Origin of the sequence: Aliidiomarina minuta, from assembly GCF_003987145.1 — a bacterium.
Lineage (GTDB): Bacteria > Pseudomonadota > Gammaproteobacteria > Enterobacterales > Alteromonadaceae > Aliidiomarina > Aliidiomarina minuta.
On record NZ_PIPL01000001.1, the window covers coordinates 1,730,610 to 1,748,006 of the forward strand.

A 17,397-nucleotide genomic window follows, 5' to 3' on the forward strand; every position below is an offset into this window, starting at 1 on the left:
AAGGCTAATTTTCTGATAAAATAACGCGTCACATTCGCCTTAGTTTCTGGAGTAACGCCCCCTATGTCAGCATCTACTACTGCTCACTCTAAGTATTCACTCGATTTCATCCGCGAAATGCCTAAAGCTGATTTGCACCTGCACCTGGATGGTAGCCTGCGCCCAGATAGTCTTATTGCGATGGCGAAGCAAAATAAAATTGAGCTACCCTCGTATACCGTAGATGGCCTGTACGACAAAGTATTTAAAGAAAACTACCAGAACCTGGGCGAATACCTCAATGGTTTCCAGTACACCTGCGCTGTATTGCGCGATTTAGAGAGCCTTGAGCAGGCTTCCTATGAGCTGGCTATAGATAACCTCGAAGAAGGGGTTAATTACATTGAAGTGCGCTTCGCGCCTCAATTGCTCATGGATCCGGCTAAAGGCGTCACCTTTGATAAAGTCATGCATGCAGTGAACGATGGTCTGAAACGGGCGCAAAAAGAATACAATAACGGCCCGTCCGTCAAACAAGAAGGCAAACCACCTTTTCACTACGGCATTATCAACTGTGCCATGCGTATGTTTGGCAACAAGGGATTTTCTCCTTACTACACGCACATGTTCCAGTTACTCAGTGACCACAAACCTATTGATGTCATTAAAGTCGCCGCTATGGAACTGGTACGCGCCAGCGTAAGAGTGCGTGACGAGCAAGGCCTTCCGATTGTCGGCCTGGATATCGCAGGTCAGGAAATTGGCTACCCCGCGCACAAGTTTAAAGAAGTCTATGAATACGCCCACCGAAACTTCCTGCTCAAAACCGTGCATGCGGGTGAAGCTTACGGTGCAGAGAGCATTTATGAAGCACTGACGCAATGCTTTGCTGACCGGCTTGGTCATGGCTACTCACTGTTCTCTCCAGAGATGATAGAAGCCCCTGAGATTGAAGACAAAGCTCAATATGCCAATAACCTGGCTTCTTTTATAGCAGATCGACGCATAGCGGTAGAAGTCTGCCTGACCAGTAATATGCAGACCAACCCGGCCATTGGCGAACTAAAGAATCACAATTTTGGCCACATGCTGGAGAACCGGCTGGCCACTATTATCTGTACGGATAACCGCCTGGTGTCACGTACTACCGTGAGCAACGAGTACAAGCTGGCGCTGGATACCTTTGATGTGCCCTTAAAGCGCCTGAAAGATATTGTCGCTTATGGTTTTAAGAAAAACTTCTTTCCAGGTGATTATCTGCAAAAACGTGCTTACGCTAAACAGACTCTGGAGTACTTTGACAAAGTCGCACACAAGTACGGATTCATTTAACCCATGGCTATCTGGATTGCCGTTGTACTTGGCATAGTACAGGGAGTTTTCATGTTCCTGCCGGTGAGCTCTACGGCTCACCTGGTACTCACTCAACACTGGATGATACAGCAGGGTCATAACCTGCCACCTCCAGAAAGTGCGGAAATGATCTTCTTTGATCTGGTGGTCCATGTTGGCACACTGGTTTCCATTGTGGTGGTCTTCTGGCCCAGCCTGAAAAAGGTAGTCAGCGGTATAACTAACCACTCCTGGCAGTGGGCTTCGCAAAAAAAAGGCACTTACGGCGAGTTACTGTACCTGCGCATGGCCCTTTTGTGCATGCTCTCTGTGCTGGCCACTGCTGTAGTGGGTTTGACCCTCAAACTCAGCATTGAACATGTCTTCGCCACCCCCATTCTGGTCGCTGGCACACTCACCCTCACCGGTATTTTGCTGTGGTGGACGGATGGTCTGAAGCGCCGACCCTATGGTTTGCGTGATCTCAATCCACGCATTGCCACTATTATCGGTGTCGCCCAGGGTTTTGCGCTAATACCAGGTTTAAGCCGTAGCGGGATGACCATCACCTTTGCCCTGTTCTCAGGTTTAAAACGGCGCTGGGCCGCTGAATACAGCTTCTTTTTAGCAATACCCACCATCATGGCTGCGACCCTGGTACAGGGCATTGATGTAGTGCGGTTAGGTGGTTTTACCGACCTCAATTGGACAGCGCTTGCCGTTGCCTTTGTGGTTTCTGCCCTGGTTGGCATTGTCGCCCTTAAAGCGGTGCTGTTTTTCCTCTACCGCGCCAAACTTAAAATTTTCTCGTTTTATTTATGGGGCATGGCGGCGCTGGTTCTGTTTGGTTTTCTCGATACCACGATTGTCTGACAATAGATTCTGGCACGCTTCCTGCTTATTCATTCGTAATACAGATGAATGAAGAGGTCGCCATGTTGGATTCTATCGCAAGCAAAGCTGCTGCCAGCTCTTCGCAGCAGCCCACAGAGAACGAACGCATTACGTTTAGCAGCACCGAGCCGCCTGCCGTGCAAGAGCTGCGCAACCCAAACCGCACTGCTGGTGAAACTTTTCTTGAAGAAGCAGAACGTCTGACATTACTGGCGCGCATGGGTGTGGATCTGGAAACTCTTGAGCGCATTGAAGAAGAAATTGAAGATCTGGAAAGTCTGGAAACCCTGAATGACGAACAACAAGAAGAACTGGCTAGCCTGCTGGAACAACGCGCGGAGCTCTTTCGTGAGGCCAGCGAGCGACAAAACGGCGAACAATTGCCGCCCGGCAGCATGTTATCTATCAGAGCCTGATTTCACCCGAGCAGGTTCAATGCAGCAAAGTATCCAAAGTGATCCATAACTACACTTTCTCTCTATTATAGAGCGGCAAACGTGATCTGCTCTGTACAACCGATAAACATTGCAACTCTGTTTATCGAACGACCAGGCATACAGTTTACCTCTGTCGTCAATAATTTAAGCATTTTCGGTTTTATATATTTTGCATATAAAACTCAAGGAGTACCCATGAATATTACCTCCCTTAGCTTCCGGGCTTCTGCGTTTCGCATTATGGGCATCCTCAATGTCGGTTTATTTATTTTCGCATTGCTACTGGCTCCCTGGCATTCAACCTGGATCGAGGTGCTACTCATTGGGCTGCCTGCGGCCGTAATTCCACTCCTGTTATATCGTCTGCTCGGTGACCATCAGCTCGCCAGAATCAGTTTTGGCATCAGCTTTATGTTATTTGCCGCTTTGCATATCCATCAGTCTATGGGCATGACAGAAATTCATTTTGGTATTTTTGTGTTGCTGGCTGTATTAATTGCTTTTCGGGATTGGCTGGTGATTTTGGTAGCTGCGGCCGTGATTGCTGTGCATCACCTGCTTTTCATGTACCTGCAAAGTAGCGGCGCCGGTGTTTATCTGGTGCCTGAAAGTGACGCCACCCTAACCATAGTTATGATTCACGCCGCCTTTGTGGTGGTGGAAAGCATCGCACTTGTGCTGATCTGCCGTTCCAGTCTGCGCGAAGCCCAGATTAGTCAGGCTTTCTTTGACGTCACTCAAAACCTGGTCACTGCAGACGGTAAAATAGTGCTCAGTACCCGTTGTCCGGAAATGAATTCCCCATTGCTAAAGCAGTTTAATGAAACCCTGCAGACGCTGCACCAGTCGGTAAGCAAAATTGAACAGTCCATAAACGCGATCAAAGAAGAAGCCCACGACATGTTAGTTCAGGGCGACGACTTGTCTTCTGGCATGAAGCAAAAATTGAAAGAAGTGGAAAGCATTGCAGCGGCCACTGAACAGATGTCCCACAACATAGTGCAAACCAACCAACTGGCGCAGCAGGTACTGGAAGCCTCAGAGGAGTCAGAGAAAGCCGCCACTTCAGGCAAGTCGTCGGTTACTCAGACTCAGCATCTGGTGCAGCAACTATCTCAGCAGCTGACTAAGTCAAAAGAAAAAGTCACCGACATGGCCGGCTCTACAGAGCAGATTAAAACCGTGCTTCAGGTTATCGAAAATATCGCTGAACAGACCAACTTGCTGGCTTTAAACGCCGCTATTGAAGCCGCTCGTGCTGGCGAACAGGGTCGAGGTTTTGCCGTAGTGGCTGATGAAGTGCGTAACCTGGCAGGAAAAACTCAAGGCTCTACCGAGCAAATTAAGAAAACTATAGATCAACTGATTAAGTCCAGTGAGGAGTCGGTGCAGGCAGTAGAAACTTCACTCGGCAGTCTCGACAGCACTCTACAGGCGGCCAATGAAAGTGACCAGTGGCTGCAGGCTATTGCAGAAAAAGCTCAGCAAGTAACCAGCTCCGCCCATACCATTGCCAATGCGCTGGATCAGCAAAGCGCCGCCAGTGGCGAAATGGCACACAGTGCACAGGAACTCAGTGGCATGGAACACGAACAAAGTCACCAGGGTGAGCGGGTGGCGCAAAGTGCCCAGCGGTTAGAGAATATCACCCGTATTCTGACCACTGAGGCACAACGCTTTAGCTTATGAACAACCGACACTGGCTGGCGCTGGCTGTGATTGTTATCTGGCTGGTGGCCAGCACCTTAGCCATGTACTGGTTTACCTTCAGTGATTATGGCGAATTTGACCCCGAACAGGAATGGCTGGGCACTCCAGCCTCGCTCCAGCTAGCTCAGTTAGGCATCGCACAATCCGACGTCACCGAGATGCATATTGTGCATGTGCAGCAAAAGGACTGTTCCTGTAACAGGTACGTCAACACTCATATCGAGGTTCTTTCTGCACAACCCCAGCTTAATGAAATACAGCAGCACCGGATAACGCCGGAGCAGGTTGAACAGGCTGGCTTCCGGGTGCCGGCGACACCAATGGCGCTGATTTTTCAGGGCCAGGAGCTGCTCTATGCCGGCCCCTACGCCACAGGTCCTTTCTGCGCGGTTGACGACAGCCTGATAAGCGATGTTTTAAAGGGAACCACCCGTTTAGCGGGAGGCTGGCTGAATGGCCTGGTAAAATCCTGCCGTTGTCTGCAATGAAATATAAATAAAAAACAGGTATATTGCCGGGCATCTGCTTAGCTAAAGAGAAAATACCTAATGTATTTTGCTAAACCTTTTATCGTCGCAACCCTTAGTTGTCTGCTGCTTATCAGTTGTGCCAGCCAACAGCAAAGCACCTCTCTGAAGAGCACTTCCCTGAGTTATCCCTTTGAACTCAGCATTGCCCACATTAATGATACCCACTCCGCATTTGACCCCGTTGCTGCCAGCTTTGCTGCAGAAGGCGAGCAGGTCTTCAACGAGTTTGGCGGGCATCCGCGCCTGCTTAGCCAAATTAATGAATATCGACAACAGGCGCAACAGGATGACCGTAGCCTTCTGTTCCTGCATGGCGGCGATGCCTGGCAGGGAACGGCCTATTTTAAAGTCAACGAAGGGCGTATGAATGCAGATATCCTGAGCCAGATGGGCATAGATGCGATGGCGCTGGGAAACCACGAATTTGATTTAAACAACACTCTGTTAAATCAGTTTATTGAGGATATTAATTTTCCAGTGCTCGCTGCCAATATAGACACCAGCCAGGATCCGGACTTAAAAGAACAGCGCAATCTGAAACCTTATACTGTATTTGCTTTTGACGGTTATCAGAAAACTAAACTCGACGACCTGCGCAACCTGCCGCAGGATAAACACCTGGTAGCGGTGCTGGGTATAGCACTGGACGATATGCCTTCAATTGCCCCTAACACTGGTGAAGTTGAGTTTTTTAATATGGCAGAATCGGCGCAGGCTACAGTTGATGAAATACAGGCTTTAGGCATTCAGAATATTATTGCAGTTACCCATCTTGGCCATGCAGTGGATGTTGAAATAGCCAGCCAAGTCAATGGTATTGCGCTCATCGTCGGCGGTCATTCACACTCACTACTGGGTGACTTCAGTAATCTGAACCTGGGTCGTAACGCGACATATGCCCAACAGATAGACAATCCGGACGGTCAGGGCCGCACCTGCGTAGTGCAGGCGGGGGAATATGCACAAGCCATAGGTAAAGTGCGTGTGCGCTTTGAGCAGGATGGTAATCTGCTTAGCTGCGAAGGTGGCAATCGTTTATTAAGCGGAGATAACTTTTATCGCCATGCCAACCGTCAGGCAGAACAACTATTAGACAGCGATGCCCGCCAGGCGGTTCTGAATTTCATTGAGCGCCAGCCTAACATACGTAGCATTGACGAAGATGAAGCACTGCGAACCCATATAGATACCCATTATAAACCCGCAGTAGAAGCAGCGTACGGCCCGGTCATTGCCATGGTGCCGGAACCCCTGCGCCACGTCCGCCGCCCTGGTGATGACGGCAGCAATGAGCATGGCTCCGCTGTCGCACCTATTGTCGCCCATGCTCAATATGCCTGGGCCAGAAGTCCGGAGGTGGTTGCTATTGCAGGATTACGTGCTGATCTTGCCCTGGTGGGTGCTGGCGGTATCCGCACATCTATTAATGAAGGCGAACTACGCGCCGGCGACATCACGCTGGAGCTACTACCCTTTGCTAACTTCATGTCGATAGTGCCGTTACGCGGCTCAGTGATTAAAGCGCTGCTGCACTCGACTATTAAACAGACCCTGCCTGAGGGCGCGCATGCCGGCAAGTACCCTTACCCGGGCAACCTGCGTTATCACTTCCAGGAAACAGAAGCAGGCCAGGACGGCAGGCTTCTGAGTGTAGATATCAATCAGGGCACCCTTGAGCAGCCTCGCTGGCGCCGCTTGCAGGACAATGTGCTTTATAACGTGGCGATGAACAGCTACAACGCCACCGGCAATGATGGCTGGGACGCTGTTTATGAAGCGCAGAAAGAAAACACAAACCGTGTCGACTTAGCCTATGTCGATGGCAATCTACAAGCCTTTGAAGTCAGCCACATCAGCAAGAGCGGCGACCGCTTAGAGGTACATTATGCCAACGAAGCGCTGAATTGCGACGCTGAGCATATTCACTGCAATACCGACGCACTGGCCGTAGTTGAGTTCGTCTCCAACCAGCCAGGACCGCTGTTAAAACTGGCCGAGCCAGTGGTCAGGCTGCAACGCAAAAATTCAGGCGAATAAGAAAAAAGCCAGTTGCTAAGGGCAACTGGCTCACTTGATATTATCCTTGCGTCAGATGATGTTCGTTAAAAAGGAATGTCATCATCAAAATCAGGATCCGGCGCCAGTGGCTGAGGTTTAGGTGCTGCCTGACCGCCTTGTTGCTGACCGCCCTGCTGCTGCCCCTGACCACCTTGTTGTGGCTGGCCACCTTGCTGCTGACCACCGTAACCGCCTTGCTGTTGCTGGCCGCCGCTATAACCGCCCTGAGGCTGAGCTGCAGGCGCTGGCTGCTGCTGACCACCAGCAAAACCACCGCCCTGCTGGCCACCCTGAGGGGCAGACTGCTGACCCGCAAAGTTGCCGCCACCTTGCTGACCGCCGCCTGAACGGCCATCCAGCATTTGCATTTCGTTGCAAACTATCTCAGTCGTGTAATTATCTTTACCGTCCTGTCCCTGCCATTTACGGGTTTGCAGGCGGCCTTCAATATACACCTTAGAACCTTTACGCAGGTATTCGCCAGCAATTTCCGCCAGACGACGATAACAAACCACACGATGCCATTCGGTCTGTTCGCGTTGCTCACCGCTTTGCTTGTCTTTCCAGGTTTCACTGGTCGCGACGCTTAAGTTTGCGATCGCTGTGCTGTTCTGTGTATAACGTATTTCGGGATCTGCTCCCAGGTTACCGATCAGGATAACCTTATTAATTCCACGACTGGCCATGCCACTCTCCTTTATCCATCTTTAGTTGTATGCGGCCAGCATTTCTCGTGCTGCCTTCTCGTCAAAAGTATCTCGTTCTATTTTCAGGTAGGTAATGCCTTCGTCCGCTATCACAATAGCTTCCATCACACCGCGCTGCTCTGCCAGACGCTCCGCCAGTTCAGCGGCCTGCACGTCTGTTATCTGCGCTACCCGCAAACTGAGGTTGGCGACGCCCGTTGCCAGGCGCATGCGAAAACTAATGGCTAACCATAGCAGTAACAGCACTATGCAAAACAGCATCACGCCGACCATGCCCAGGGTTTGCATAATGTAACCCCCAGTTATACCACCAACGAAGGCTCCAAAAAACTGGCAACTTGTGTAAATTCCACTGGCACTGCCTTTACTTCCGGCGGGGGCAAATTGCGCAAGCATAGCGGGCAGGCTCGCTTCAAGGTAGTTGAAGCCGATAAAAAAGATCCATACGCCCAGGTATAAAACCCATAACGATTCGGCAAAATAAGCAATTACCGACAGCCCAATCACTAATAGGGCAATTGCCACTCTGAAAGTGGGTAGCTGTTGTTGGCGCCGCATAGCCCGGATCATCATGGGCACCATCACGGCAAATGATAAAAATAGTGTTGGTAGATACAACCAGCCATGGCTTTCTGCCGCCAACCCGGCATTGACCAGCGTCAGCGGCAAGGTGACGAACCAGGCCGTCAGCACCATGTGCAATACGAAAATACCAAAATTAAGCCGCATCAACTGATTATTAGCAAGCAGTCGTCTGATTTCTGCAGGTACGGGTACTACATCACGCTTTGGTGTTCGGTTAACGGCTTTAGGGGTCACTGTTAGCACCAGTACAACCGCAAACAATGCCGTGATAGCGGTGAACCAGAACAGACCGCTCATGCCCACGATGCCGCCTAACCAGGGGCCTAACACCAGCGCCAGGGCAAAGGAAAGGCCAATGCACAAACCAATAATGGCCATCACTTTCGGCCGTTGTTCATCGCGCGAACAATCTGAAGCCAGCGCCAGAATTGCACTGGCGATAGCGCCCGCGCCCTGGATAGCCCGGCCTATAATAACACCGGTCAAAGTGTCCGCCGTGGCCGCAACGACACTACCAATAGCAAAAACTATCAGGCCGCCTATGATCACCGGACGACGTCCAATCCGGTCGGAAACCCAGCCCATAGGTATCTGCAAAATAGCCTGCGTCAGGCCATAAGCGCCAATGGCTATGCCAATCAGTAATGGAGAATAGTCGACGTAATCCTGACCATAGACGGCGAGCACAGGCATGATCAAAAACAGGCCGAGCATGCGCAAGCCAAACACCGACGCCAGAGAGACCGCTGCTTTCTTTTCTACCCTGTTTAAACCTTGCTTATCCACGTACCCACACCTGTTTAGAAAAGCTGACTGCATAGTGGCCTTTTTTGCGAGGCGACAGTGTACCAGATAGGATTAGATTGAACCACGCTGAGCGTATGCTTCACCGTTGCTGGCATAATATGCAATAATAGTGGTTTGCCCATCGGGGTTGCCTTTAACGGCCAGACTCGTCACAACAGAAGTTCGGAGATTATGGACAAAATTGACATTCGCGGTGCCCGCACGCACAACCTGAAAGACATTCATTTAGAGATCCCGCGTGACAAACTGGTGGTCATCACTGGCCTGTCAGGCTCTGGGAAGTCATCACTTGCATTTGATACCCTCTATGCAGAAGGTCAGCGTCGTTATGTCGAGTCACTCTCTGCCTATGCGCGCCAGTTTCTGAGTCTGATGGAAAAACCGGATGTGGATTCCATTGAAGGTTTATCTCCAGCTATTTCCATAGAACAGAAATCGACGTCACATAACCCGCGTTCTACCGTGGGTACTATCACTGAAATTTACGATTATCTGCGCCTGATGTATGCGCGGGTTGGTGAACCACGTTGTCCAACCCACTCCGAGCCACTGGCTGCACAAACTATCAGCCAGATGGTTGACCAGGTACTTGAGCTACCTGAAGGCAGTAAAATCATGTTGCTGGCCCCTGTTGTTCAGGGTCGTAAAGGCGAGCATCAGAAAACTCTGGAAAATCTGGCCACCCAGGGTTTCCTGCGTGCCCGGGTCGATGGCAATGTCTGTGATTTAAGCGACCCTCCAACGCTGGAACTGCATAAGAAACACAATATTGAAGTGGTGGTGGATCGGCTGAAAGTACGTCCAGGCCTGGAACTACGCTTAGCCGAGTCATTTGAAACCGCACTTGATTTAAGCGGTGGCACTGCCTTTATCGCACCTATGGAAGGCGATGGCGATGTGCTTACATTTTCCGCCAACTTCGCCTGCCCTGTGTGCGGTTATAGCATGCAGGAACTGGAACCGCGGCTGTTTTCATTCAATAATCCGGCCGGCGCCTGTCAGACTTGTGACGGTCTGGGTGTTGAGCAGTTCTTTGACGCCGACAAGGTAGTGGGTAATTCGGACCTGAGCCTTACCGGCGGCGCTATCCGCGGTTGGGATAAACGTAATTTCTATTATTACCAGATGCTGCGCTCGTTATCCAAGCACTATACATTTGATCTGAACGCACCCTTTAATGCTTTATCAGAAGAGATTCAGAACAAAGTACTGCATGGCAGTGGCGACGAAGAGATCCGCTTTCAATATGTGAATGACCGCGGCGATACCGTAACCCGTAAGCACACATTTGAAGGCATTATTCCAAACATGCAGCGGCGCTATCGGGAAACTGACTCCAGCGCGGTACGTGAAGAGCTTTCCAAATACCTGGCAACCCAGCCTTGCAAATCCTGTGGCGGCGCAAGGTTGCGCGAGGAAGCCCGTAATGTATTTGTTGGTGAAACTACCTTGCCAACCGTGGTCGAAAAATCTATTGGCGATGCCCTGGAGTTTTTCAGCTCGCTCGAGCTAGAAGGTCAGCGCGCTAAAATTGCCGAAAAGATTCTCAAAGAAATTAATGACCGCCTACGTTTTCTGGTTAACGTGGGCCTTAATTATTTAAGCCTCTCGCGCAGTGCCGAAACCCTGTCTGGCGGTGAAGCTCAGCGTATCCGGCTGGCCAGCCAAATCGGTGCTGGTCTGGTGGGCGTTATGTACGTGCTGGATGAACCTTCTATTGGCCTTCATCAGCGCGATAATGAGCGCTTGCTGACTACGCTGCGCCATTTACGTGATCTGGGCAATACGGTGCTCGTCGTGGAGCATGATGAAGACGCTATTCGTAGCGCTGATCATGTTATCGATATTGGCCCAGGTGCAGGTGTTCACGGCGGTCATGTGGTAGCACAGGGTAATGTTGAAGATATTATTGCCAGTAAAGACTCACTTACCGGTGATTACCTGTCTGGCCGTCAGCGTATTGAAATACCCGGTCAGCGTAACAAGCCAGGTAAAGAATGGCTGGAAGTTAGAGGTGCAACTGGTAACAACCTGAAAGGGGTGCACCTGAAGTTACCCATCGGACTTATGACCTGTGTTACCGGGGTTTCAGGTTCGGGTAAATCGACCCTTATCAACGACACTCTGTATCCTTTAGCACATCATGAACTGAATGGCGCCACGACCGGCGAAGCGGCACCTTATGAGAGTGTGCATGGTTTAGAACTACTCGATAAAGTAGTAGATATCGATCAAAGCCCGATTGGGCGCACCCCGCGCTCGAATCCGGCTACCTATACGGGTATTTTTACGCCTATTCGCGAATTCTTTGCTGCAGTACCGGAAGCTCGCTCCCGCGGATATAAACCCGGACGCTTCAGTTTCAACGTTAAAGGTGGACGCTGCGAAGCCTGTCAGGGCGACGGTATGATTAAAGTCGAGATGCACTTCTTACCTGACGTCTATGTGCCTTGTGATGTGTGTAAGGGTAAACGTTACAACCGCGAAACACTGGAGATTCAGTACAAAGGTAAAAATATCCACGAAGTACTGGAAATGACCGTAGAAGAAGCCCGTGAGTTTTTTGCTCCTGTACCGGCACTGGCTCGTAAGCTGCAGACTCTGATGGACGTGGGCCTTTCTTACATACGCCTCGGTCAGGCGGCCACTACCCTGTCAGGTGGTGAAGCACAGCGTGTTAAACTGAGCCGGGAATTGTCCAAGCGGGATACCGGGAAAACCCTATACATACTCGATGAACCTACCACAGGCCTGCATTTTCATGACATTCAGCAGCTACTTATGGTATTGCACCGCCTACGGGATCACGGTAATACAATCGTTATTATTGAGCACAACCTGGACGTTATCAAAACCGCAGACTGGATCGTTGATTTAGGTCCTGAGGGCGGCCACGGCGGCGGTGAGATTCTGGAACAGGGAACTCCGGAAGAGGTGGCCAATAGCAAAACATCGCATACGGCACGCTTCCTGAAGCCATTATTAAAACAGTTAAAATAACAAGGGACGCAGTATGTATAGCGAAGAACTAAAAGTACGTTTTTATGAAACTGATGCACTAGGGCATGTCAACAATACCGTTATTCCGGCCTGGATAGAAACCGGTCGGATTCCGGTTTTCGAACTTTTTGCCAGTCAGGGCAGTCCTTATGAAATCAGCCTTATTGTGGCTAACCTCAATGTAGACTTTTTGCGCCCGGTCTATTTTGGTTTTCCGGTTACTATTAATACCTACATTTCTCGCATTGGTAACAGCTCCTTTGTCATTGGTAGCGAAATCTGGCAAAAAGATAAATTATGCGCCAAAGGGGCCAGCACGCTGGTCAACTATGATTATAAGAACGAATGCTCACTGCCAATAGCTGATGAAATAAAACTTAAGCTTAAAGAAAAAGCTCACCCTGAGCACCCTCTTAAACAATAAGTCTTGAACGGTAAGTAAGGAATTAAGATGGATGCTACGCCTGGACGTCCCAGCAATCAGGAACTGATGCTTGAAGAGATACTTAGTGACGCACTTAATCAGCCCGTAAGCGGTGAAGTAGCAAACTATATCCCGGCACTTGCAATGGTGAATCCGAATCATTGCGGAATAGCTATAGCGACACTGGATGGCGAAGTGCACACGGCTGGCGATGCTGATATTCCTTTTTCCATTCAGAGCGTATCCAAAATATTTGGCCTGGTACTGGCCATGGGCCGCATGGGCGACGACCTTTGGCACCGGGTACACATGGAACCATCCGGGCATGCTTTTAACTCTATAGTGCAGCTGGAATGGGAGCATGGCATACCCCGCAACCCTTTCATTAATGCCGGCGCTATTGTGGTAGCAGACACCCTGACCAGCCATTATTCAGCCAGTAAAGCCGCCATGGTCAACTTTGTACGCAGCTTAGCTAATAAAGATGATATTCATATCAATCAGGATGTGTACCAGTCTGAAAAAATACATGGCAATCGGAATGCCGCGCTCGCTTATCTGATGAAAAGCTTTGCCAACATAGAGTCTGAAGTTGAAGACGTGCTCGATCACTATTTTTTTCAATGCTCTATCGAGATGTCCTGCCGGAATCTGGCCCGTAGTCTGGGTTTTCTGGCCAACCGGGGCATGCAACCCGGCACGGGTGATCAGATTTGCACCCGACGCGATGCACACCGGGTGAACGCCATACTTTCTACCAGTGGCATGTATGATCAGTCCGGCGAGTTTGCTTTCACGGTGGGGTTACCCGCTAAAAGTGGCGTCGGTGGAGGCATTGTAGCTGTAGTACCTAATTATGGTGTGATTTGCGCCTGGAGTCCGAGGCTGAATCAGTTCGGAAACTCCTGTCTGGGCATGAGCATGATCACCAGGCTAGCAGAAAAATTAGGACTTTCGGTTTATTGAGGGCTGAAAACCAAGGCCTGCTCCAGACCAAAACTGGCAAACAGCGGCTCTAACAAATCCTCTTCAGATAAATAGATTAGCTGCTGTTGCATCCAGGATAAAGACACATCACCCTTAGTTTGTAGCATTAATCGCGTTCTGTATTCCTGATCCTTCTCATCCGATACCAGAAACTGTTCGTATAAATCGGGTTCGTTTTTACGTAGCGCACTTAAGTATTCAGAGCCTAACATGATCATATCCAAACGCTCCCCTAGTAGCATATTAATCAGAGTGCGTTTCGTGTCTGCCAGGTACAGGTTGTACTCTTCTTCCAGCAGATTCTTGTCGTCTTGATAACCAACCAGTCCGTAGTGATAACCAACCACGCCACCGATTCGTTCTACCTCCACATCCCGCCGGCCCTGAAGATGAACATAATGATCAGAACCTTCCGTCAATACAGGTCCTAAAGTTATCACGCCTTCCTCAAGCAACGGTTGCCAGCCCCACTGCGCCGACTCAAAAAACAAAACACTGCAACAACCCTGTCCGGAAATCGCCTGATAACGTTGCTGAGGGCGCACTTCATGAATTGAAAACTCATAATCCGACTGGTGCTGGTTGAGTAGCTCCAGCAATTCACCTAGTACATGACGCTCTAATCTTGACGAATAATAAGGCGGAAACTCATAAGCGGCCACAATCACTTCGACAGTCGCATTATCCTGCTCTGGAGCATCCTCCTCCAGAGCATTATAGGCAAGGGCCGTTTGCGCGGCACAAAACACAACCACTAAAAGGGCTATCGTCTTCCTTAAAACTGCTTGCACTAAGCCTCCGGCAAATTCGTTAACATGCAGTCATACTTACTATTTCACTCTGGCCTGTCAACTTAATGCGTTGAACAGCAAAACTCTGAGGTTTTACCCTCCAATAGAGTAATAAGTCGCGGCACCAGGACCTACTGGCATACCCAGTATGAATACCCAAAGATAAAACAGCACTATCCAGCCAGCCAGGAAGACCATCGAATAAGGCAGCATAATGGCAATCAGAGTACCTATACCTAAATTCTTCTGATAACGGGCAGCAACCGCCAGAATAAGCCCAAAATAGCTCATCATTGGTGTAATGATATTAGTCACAGAATCACCAATACGGTAGGCGGCCTGCACCAGCTCAGGCGCATATCCAACCAGCATCAGCATGGGTACGAAGATAGGCGCTGTAACCGCCCACTGTGCAGAAGCGGAACCTAGCATAAGATTAACAAAGGCACACATCAGAATAAATACTACAAAGACTAAAGGCCCAGTCAGGTTAATGCTCTCGAGCAAACTTGCTCCATTCACCGCCATAATAGTGCCGAAGTTAGTCCAGCCAAAAAATGCGACAAACTGAGCGGCAAAGAACACCAGGACTATGTATAAACCCATTGAGCTCATACTGGCGGCCATAGCGTCTATGACGTCCCGGTCCGAACGCAGCACCCGGGTAACATAACCGTAGACAAGACCTGGAATCGCGAAGGTCACAAAGATAAAGACCACAATCCCGTTAAGGAAAGGAGAGCCTGCCACACCACCAGTTTCCTGATTGCGCAATACCCCAGCTTCCGGAATGATTGTTAACGCAAGCAAAACTAACAAACCAAAAAAAGTCAGTCCTGCATAAATAAGGCCTTTTTTCTCCAGCTTGCTTAATTTTTCCATTTTTACGTTTTCGTCGATCTCCGCATTCGGATCCATGTCGCCAGGGTTGTATTTGCCCAGTTTAGGTTCGACGATCTTTTCCGTCACAAAAGCACCCAGTCCGGCTACCAGGAAGGTACTGATAAACATGAAGTACCAGTTCATCTCCGGGCCGACCACATAGTCAGGGTCGATAAGCTGAGCCGCCGAGGTGGTAAAACCTGATAACAAGGGGTCAACGGTTCCAATGAATAAGTTAGCGCTATAACCGGCAGACACCCCAGCAAAGGCAGCTGCCAGGCCTGCCAGAGGGTGACGCCCAAGAGAGTGGAATATCATCGCGGCTAAAGGTACCAGCACCACATAGCCAAGCTCAGAAGCCGTATTTGAAACAACGCCGGCAAAGACTATAGTGACCGTTACCATACGCGGAGATGCGTTCATCACCATGCCACGCATCATGGCTGACAACATGCCAGAACGTTCAGCTATGCCCACACCAAGAATCGCCACTAGCACGACGCCTAATGGCGGGAAGCCAGTGAAGTTAGGGACCAGGTTAGACACTATGTAACGCAAGCCTTCACCGCTCATCAGGCTGTTAACACCGATGATTTCGCCTTCAGTAGCAGGTCGCGGATCCGCTACATTAAGGCCAAAAAAAGCGGCGATGCCACTAGCCACAATAACCACTAAACAAAATAGCGCGAATAAGGTAACAGGATGGGGTAACAGATTACCCAGGTACTCTACGGTATCAAGAAAACGGGTAAAAGCGCCGCGTTTTTTATCTGAAGGGGAAGCTTCAGGTTGGCCTTTAGACATCGGGATTTCCTCTCTCGGCGGCCTATCGTGGCACGCTCATAGTTATAAGCTAGCGCAGCATTGTAAAACAAAAGCCCGGCTTTCGAAACCGGGCTTTGTAACTAGTCTGGCGTATTTACTTTGAACTCTGTTTTACCTGCATTATTCAATTCCCTCAATGCCCGTACCCAAACAACGAAAAAACGGATAAAAACGTTTTCACCATAAAAAAAGGCTCCCGAAGGAGCCTTTTCTAAATCAGCCGGATATTAATCCAGGATTTTTGATACTACGCCAGCGCCTACTGTACGGCCACCTTCGCGAATCGCGAAACGCAGACCGTCGTCCATAGCGATTGGTGCAATCAGATCCACTACGAATTTGATGTTGTCACCAGGCATAACCATTTCTACGCCTTCTGGAAGCTCTACTGCACCCGTAACGTCTGTCGTACGGAAGTAAAACTGGGGACGGTAGCCTTTGAAGAATGGCGTATGACGACCACCTTCTTCTTTGCTCAGTACATACACTTCCGCTTCGAACTTAGTATGCGGAGTGATTGAACCTGGCTTCGCCAGTACCTGACCACGTTGGATGTCTTCACGCTTCGTACCACGCAGAAGCGCACCGATGTTCTCACCTGCACGACCTTCGTCAAGCAGCTTACGGAACATCTCAACACCAGTTACAACTGTCTTCGTCGTATCTTTGATACCAACGATTTCAACTTCGTCACCTGTGTTTACGATACCGCGCTCTACACGACCGGTTACTACAGTACCGCGGCCAGAAATAGAGAATACGTCTTCGATAGGCATCAGGAACGGCTTGTCGATGTCACGCTCTGGCTCTGGGATATAAGTGTCCAGTGCTTCGGCCAACTCAACGATTTTTTGTGTCCATGCTTCGTCGCCTTCCAGGGCTTTCAGAGCTGAGCCCTGAATAACTGGCAGGTCGTCACCTGGGAAATCGTACTCAGACAGCAGTTCACGAACTTCCATCTCGACCAGCTCAAGCAGCTCTTCATCATCGACCATGTCACATTTGTTCATGAATACAACGATGAAAGGAACGCCAACCTGACGAGACAGCAGGATGTGCTCACGCGTCTGTGGCATTGGGCCATCAGTCGCAGCAACTACCAGAATAGCGCCGTCCATCTGAGCAGCACCAGTAATCATGTTCTTAACGTAGTCAGCGTGACCTGGGCAATCAACGTGCGCATAGTGACGGATCGGAGTGTCATACTCAACGTGTGAGGTTGAGATAGTGATACCACGCTCGCGCTCTTCTGGAGCATTATCGATAGATGCGAAGTCTTTTGCAGCACCGCCGTATACTTTTGCAAGTACGGTAGTGATTGCTGCAGTCAAAGTAGTTTTACCGTGGTCAACGTGACCGATGGTGCCGACGTTTACGTGCGGCTTACTACGTTCAAATTTTTCTTTAGCCATTACTATTTCCTTTCTAACAAAGTTTAAAGCCCGATCC

At 49.8% G+C, this 17,397-nt stretch carries 14 protein-coding genes; 9 read left to right on the forward strand and 5 right to left on the reverse strand.

Translation table 11 applies throughout. From position 1 onward, the window contains the following. Positions 1–63: 63 nt before the first annotated feature. The 6 genes from CWE09_RS08335 to CWE09_RS08360 all read left to right on the forward strand — a co-directional run bounded on the left by CWE09_RS08335 (position 64) and on the right by CWE09_RS08360 (position 6,919). A complete protein-coding gene (locus CWE09_RS08335) occupies positions 64–1,311 on the forward strand; it encodes an adenosine deaminase family protein (RefSeq protein ID WP_126803510.1) in 1,248 nt (415 codons plus the stop codon). Between the two features lie 3 nt (positions 1,312–1,314). Beyond that, positions 1,315–2,184, forward strand: coding sequence for an undecaprenyl-diphosphate phosphatase (locus CWE09_RS08340; RefSeq protein ID WP_126803511.1), 870 nt, complete (start codon positions 1,315–1,317; stop codon positions 2,182–2,184). Positions 2,185–2,246: 62 nt separating this feature from the next. Then, positions 2,247–2,621 (forward strand): magnesium transporter CorA family protein, encoded by a 375-nt coding sequence (locus CWE09_RS08345; RefSeq protein WP_126803512.1) that lies wholly within the window; start codon positions 2,247–2,249, stop codon positions 2,619–2,621. A 216-nt stretch (positions 2,622–2,837) separates the two neighbouring features. Continuing rightward, positions 2,838–4,331 carry a methyl-accepting chemotaxis protein gene (locus CWE09_RS08350; RefSeq protein WP_126803513.1) on the forward strand — a complete coding sequence of 498 codons (1,494 nt, stop codon included), beginning with the start codon at positions 2,838–2,840 and terminating at the stop codon, positions 4,329–4,331. Beyond that, positions 4,328–4,840 (forward strand): DUF6436 domain-containing protein, encoded by a 513-nt coding sequence (locus CWE09_RS08355; protein WP_126803514.1) that lies wholly within the window; start codon positions 4,328–4,330, stop codon positions 4,838–4,840. The genes CWE09_RS08350 and CWE09_RS08355 overlap by 4 nt, the downstream gene beginning before the upstream one ends. A gap of 60 nt (positions 4,841–4,900) precedes the next feature. Further along, positions 4,901–6,919 (forward strand): bifunctional metallophosphatase/5'-nucleotidase, encoded by a 2,019-nt coding sequence (locus tag CWE09_RS08360; protein ID WP_126803515.1) that lies wholly within the window; start codon positions 4,901–4,903, stop codon positions 6,917–6,919. Between the two features lie 65 nt (positions 6,920–6,984). On the opposite strand, the gene ssb is transcribed toward CWE09_RS08360, so the two are convergent. Next, positions 6,985–7,626: a single-stranded DNA-binding protein gene (gene ssb / locus CWE09_RS08365; protein ID WP_126803516.1), complete on the reverse strand. Its 642-nt coding sequence runs from the start codon at positions 7,624–7,626 to the stop codon at positions 6,985–6,987. Positions 7,627–7,647: 21 nt separating this feature from the next. Further along, complete coding sequence (locus tag CWE09_RS08370) at positions 7,648–9,018, reverse strand: MFS transporter (RefSeq protein ID WP_126803517.1); 1,371 nt, start codon at positions 9,016–9,018, stop codon at positions 7,648–7,650. 192 nt (positions 9,019–9,210) lie between these two features. Between CWE09_RS08370 and uvrA the strand changes: the two genes are divergently transcribed. From uvrA to CWE09_RS08385, 3 genes are read left to right on the forward strand one after another with little or no spacing between them, the layout of a single operon-like run. Further along, complete coding sequence (gene uvrA / locus CWE09_RS08375) at positions 9,211–12,039, forward strand: excinuclease ABC subunit UvrA (protein ID WP_126803518.1); 2,829 nt, start codon at positions 9,211–9,213, stop codon at positions 12,037–12,039. 13 nt (positions 12,040–12,052) lie between these two features. Continuing rightward, positions 12,053–12,463, forward strand: a complete 411-nt coding sequence (locus CWE09_RS08380; RefSeq protein WP_126803519.1) for an acyl-CoA thioesterase — start codon at positions 12,053–12,055, stop codon at positions 12,461–12,463. A gap of 27 nt (positions 12,464–12,490) precedes the next feature. Further along, positions 12,491–13,429, forward strand: a complete 939-nt coding sequence (locus CWE09_RS08385) for a glutaminase (RefSeq protein WP_126803520.1) — start codon at positions 12,491–12,493, stop codon at positions 13,427–13,429. Here the strand turns inward: CWE09_RS08385 and CWE09_RS08390 are convergent. From CWE09_RS08390 to tuf, 3 genes are all read right to left on the reverse strand, one after another. Next, on the reverse strand, positions 13,423–14,241 hold the full coding sequence (locus CWE09_RS08390) for a hypothetical protein (RefSeq protein WP_126803521.1): 819 nt from the start codon (positions 14,239–14,241) through the stop codon (positions 13,423–13,425). The genes CWE09_RS08385 and CWE09_RS08390 overlap by 7 nt on opposite strands. A 93-nt stretch (positions 14,242–14,334) precedes the next feature. Further along, positions 14,335–15,927, reverse strand: a complete 1,593-nt coding sequence (locus tag CWE09_RS08395) for an AbgT family transporter (protein WP_126803522.1) — start codon at positions 15,925–15,927, stop codon at positions 14,335–14,337. A 248-nt stretch (positions 15,928–16,175) separates the two neighbouring features. After that, positions 16,176–17,360 carry an elongation factor Tu gene (gene tuf, locus CWE09_RS08400; RefSeq protein WP_126803523.1) on the reverse strand — a complete coding sequence of 395 codons (1,185 nt, stop codon included), beginning with the start codon at positions 17,358–17,360 and terminating at the stop codon, positions 16,176–16,178. Between the last annotated feature and the right edge of the window lie 37 nt (positions 17,361–17,397).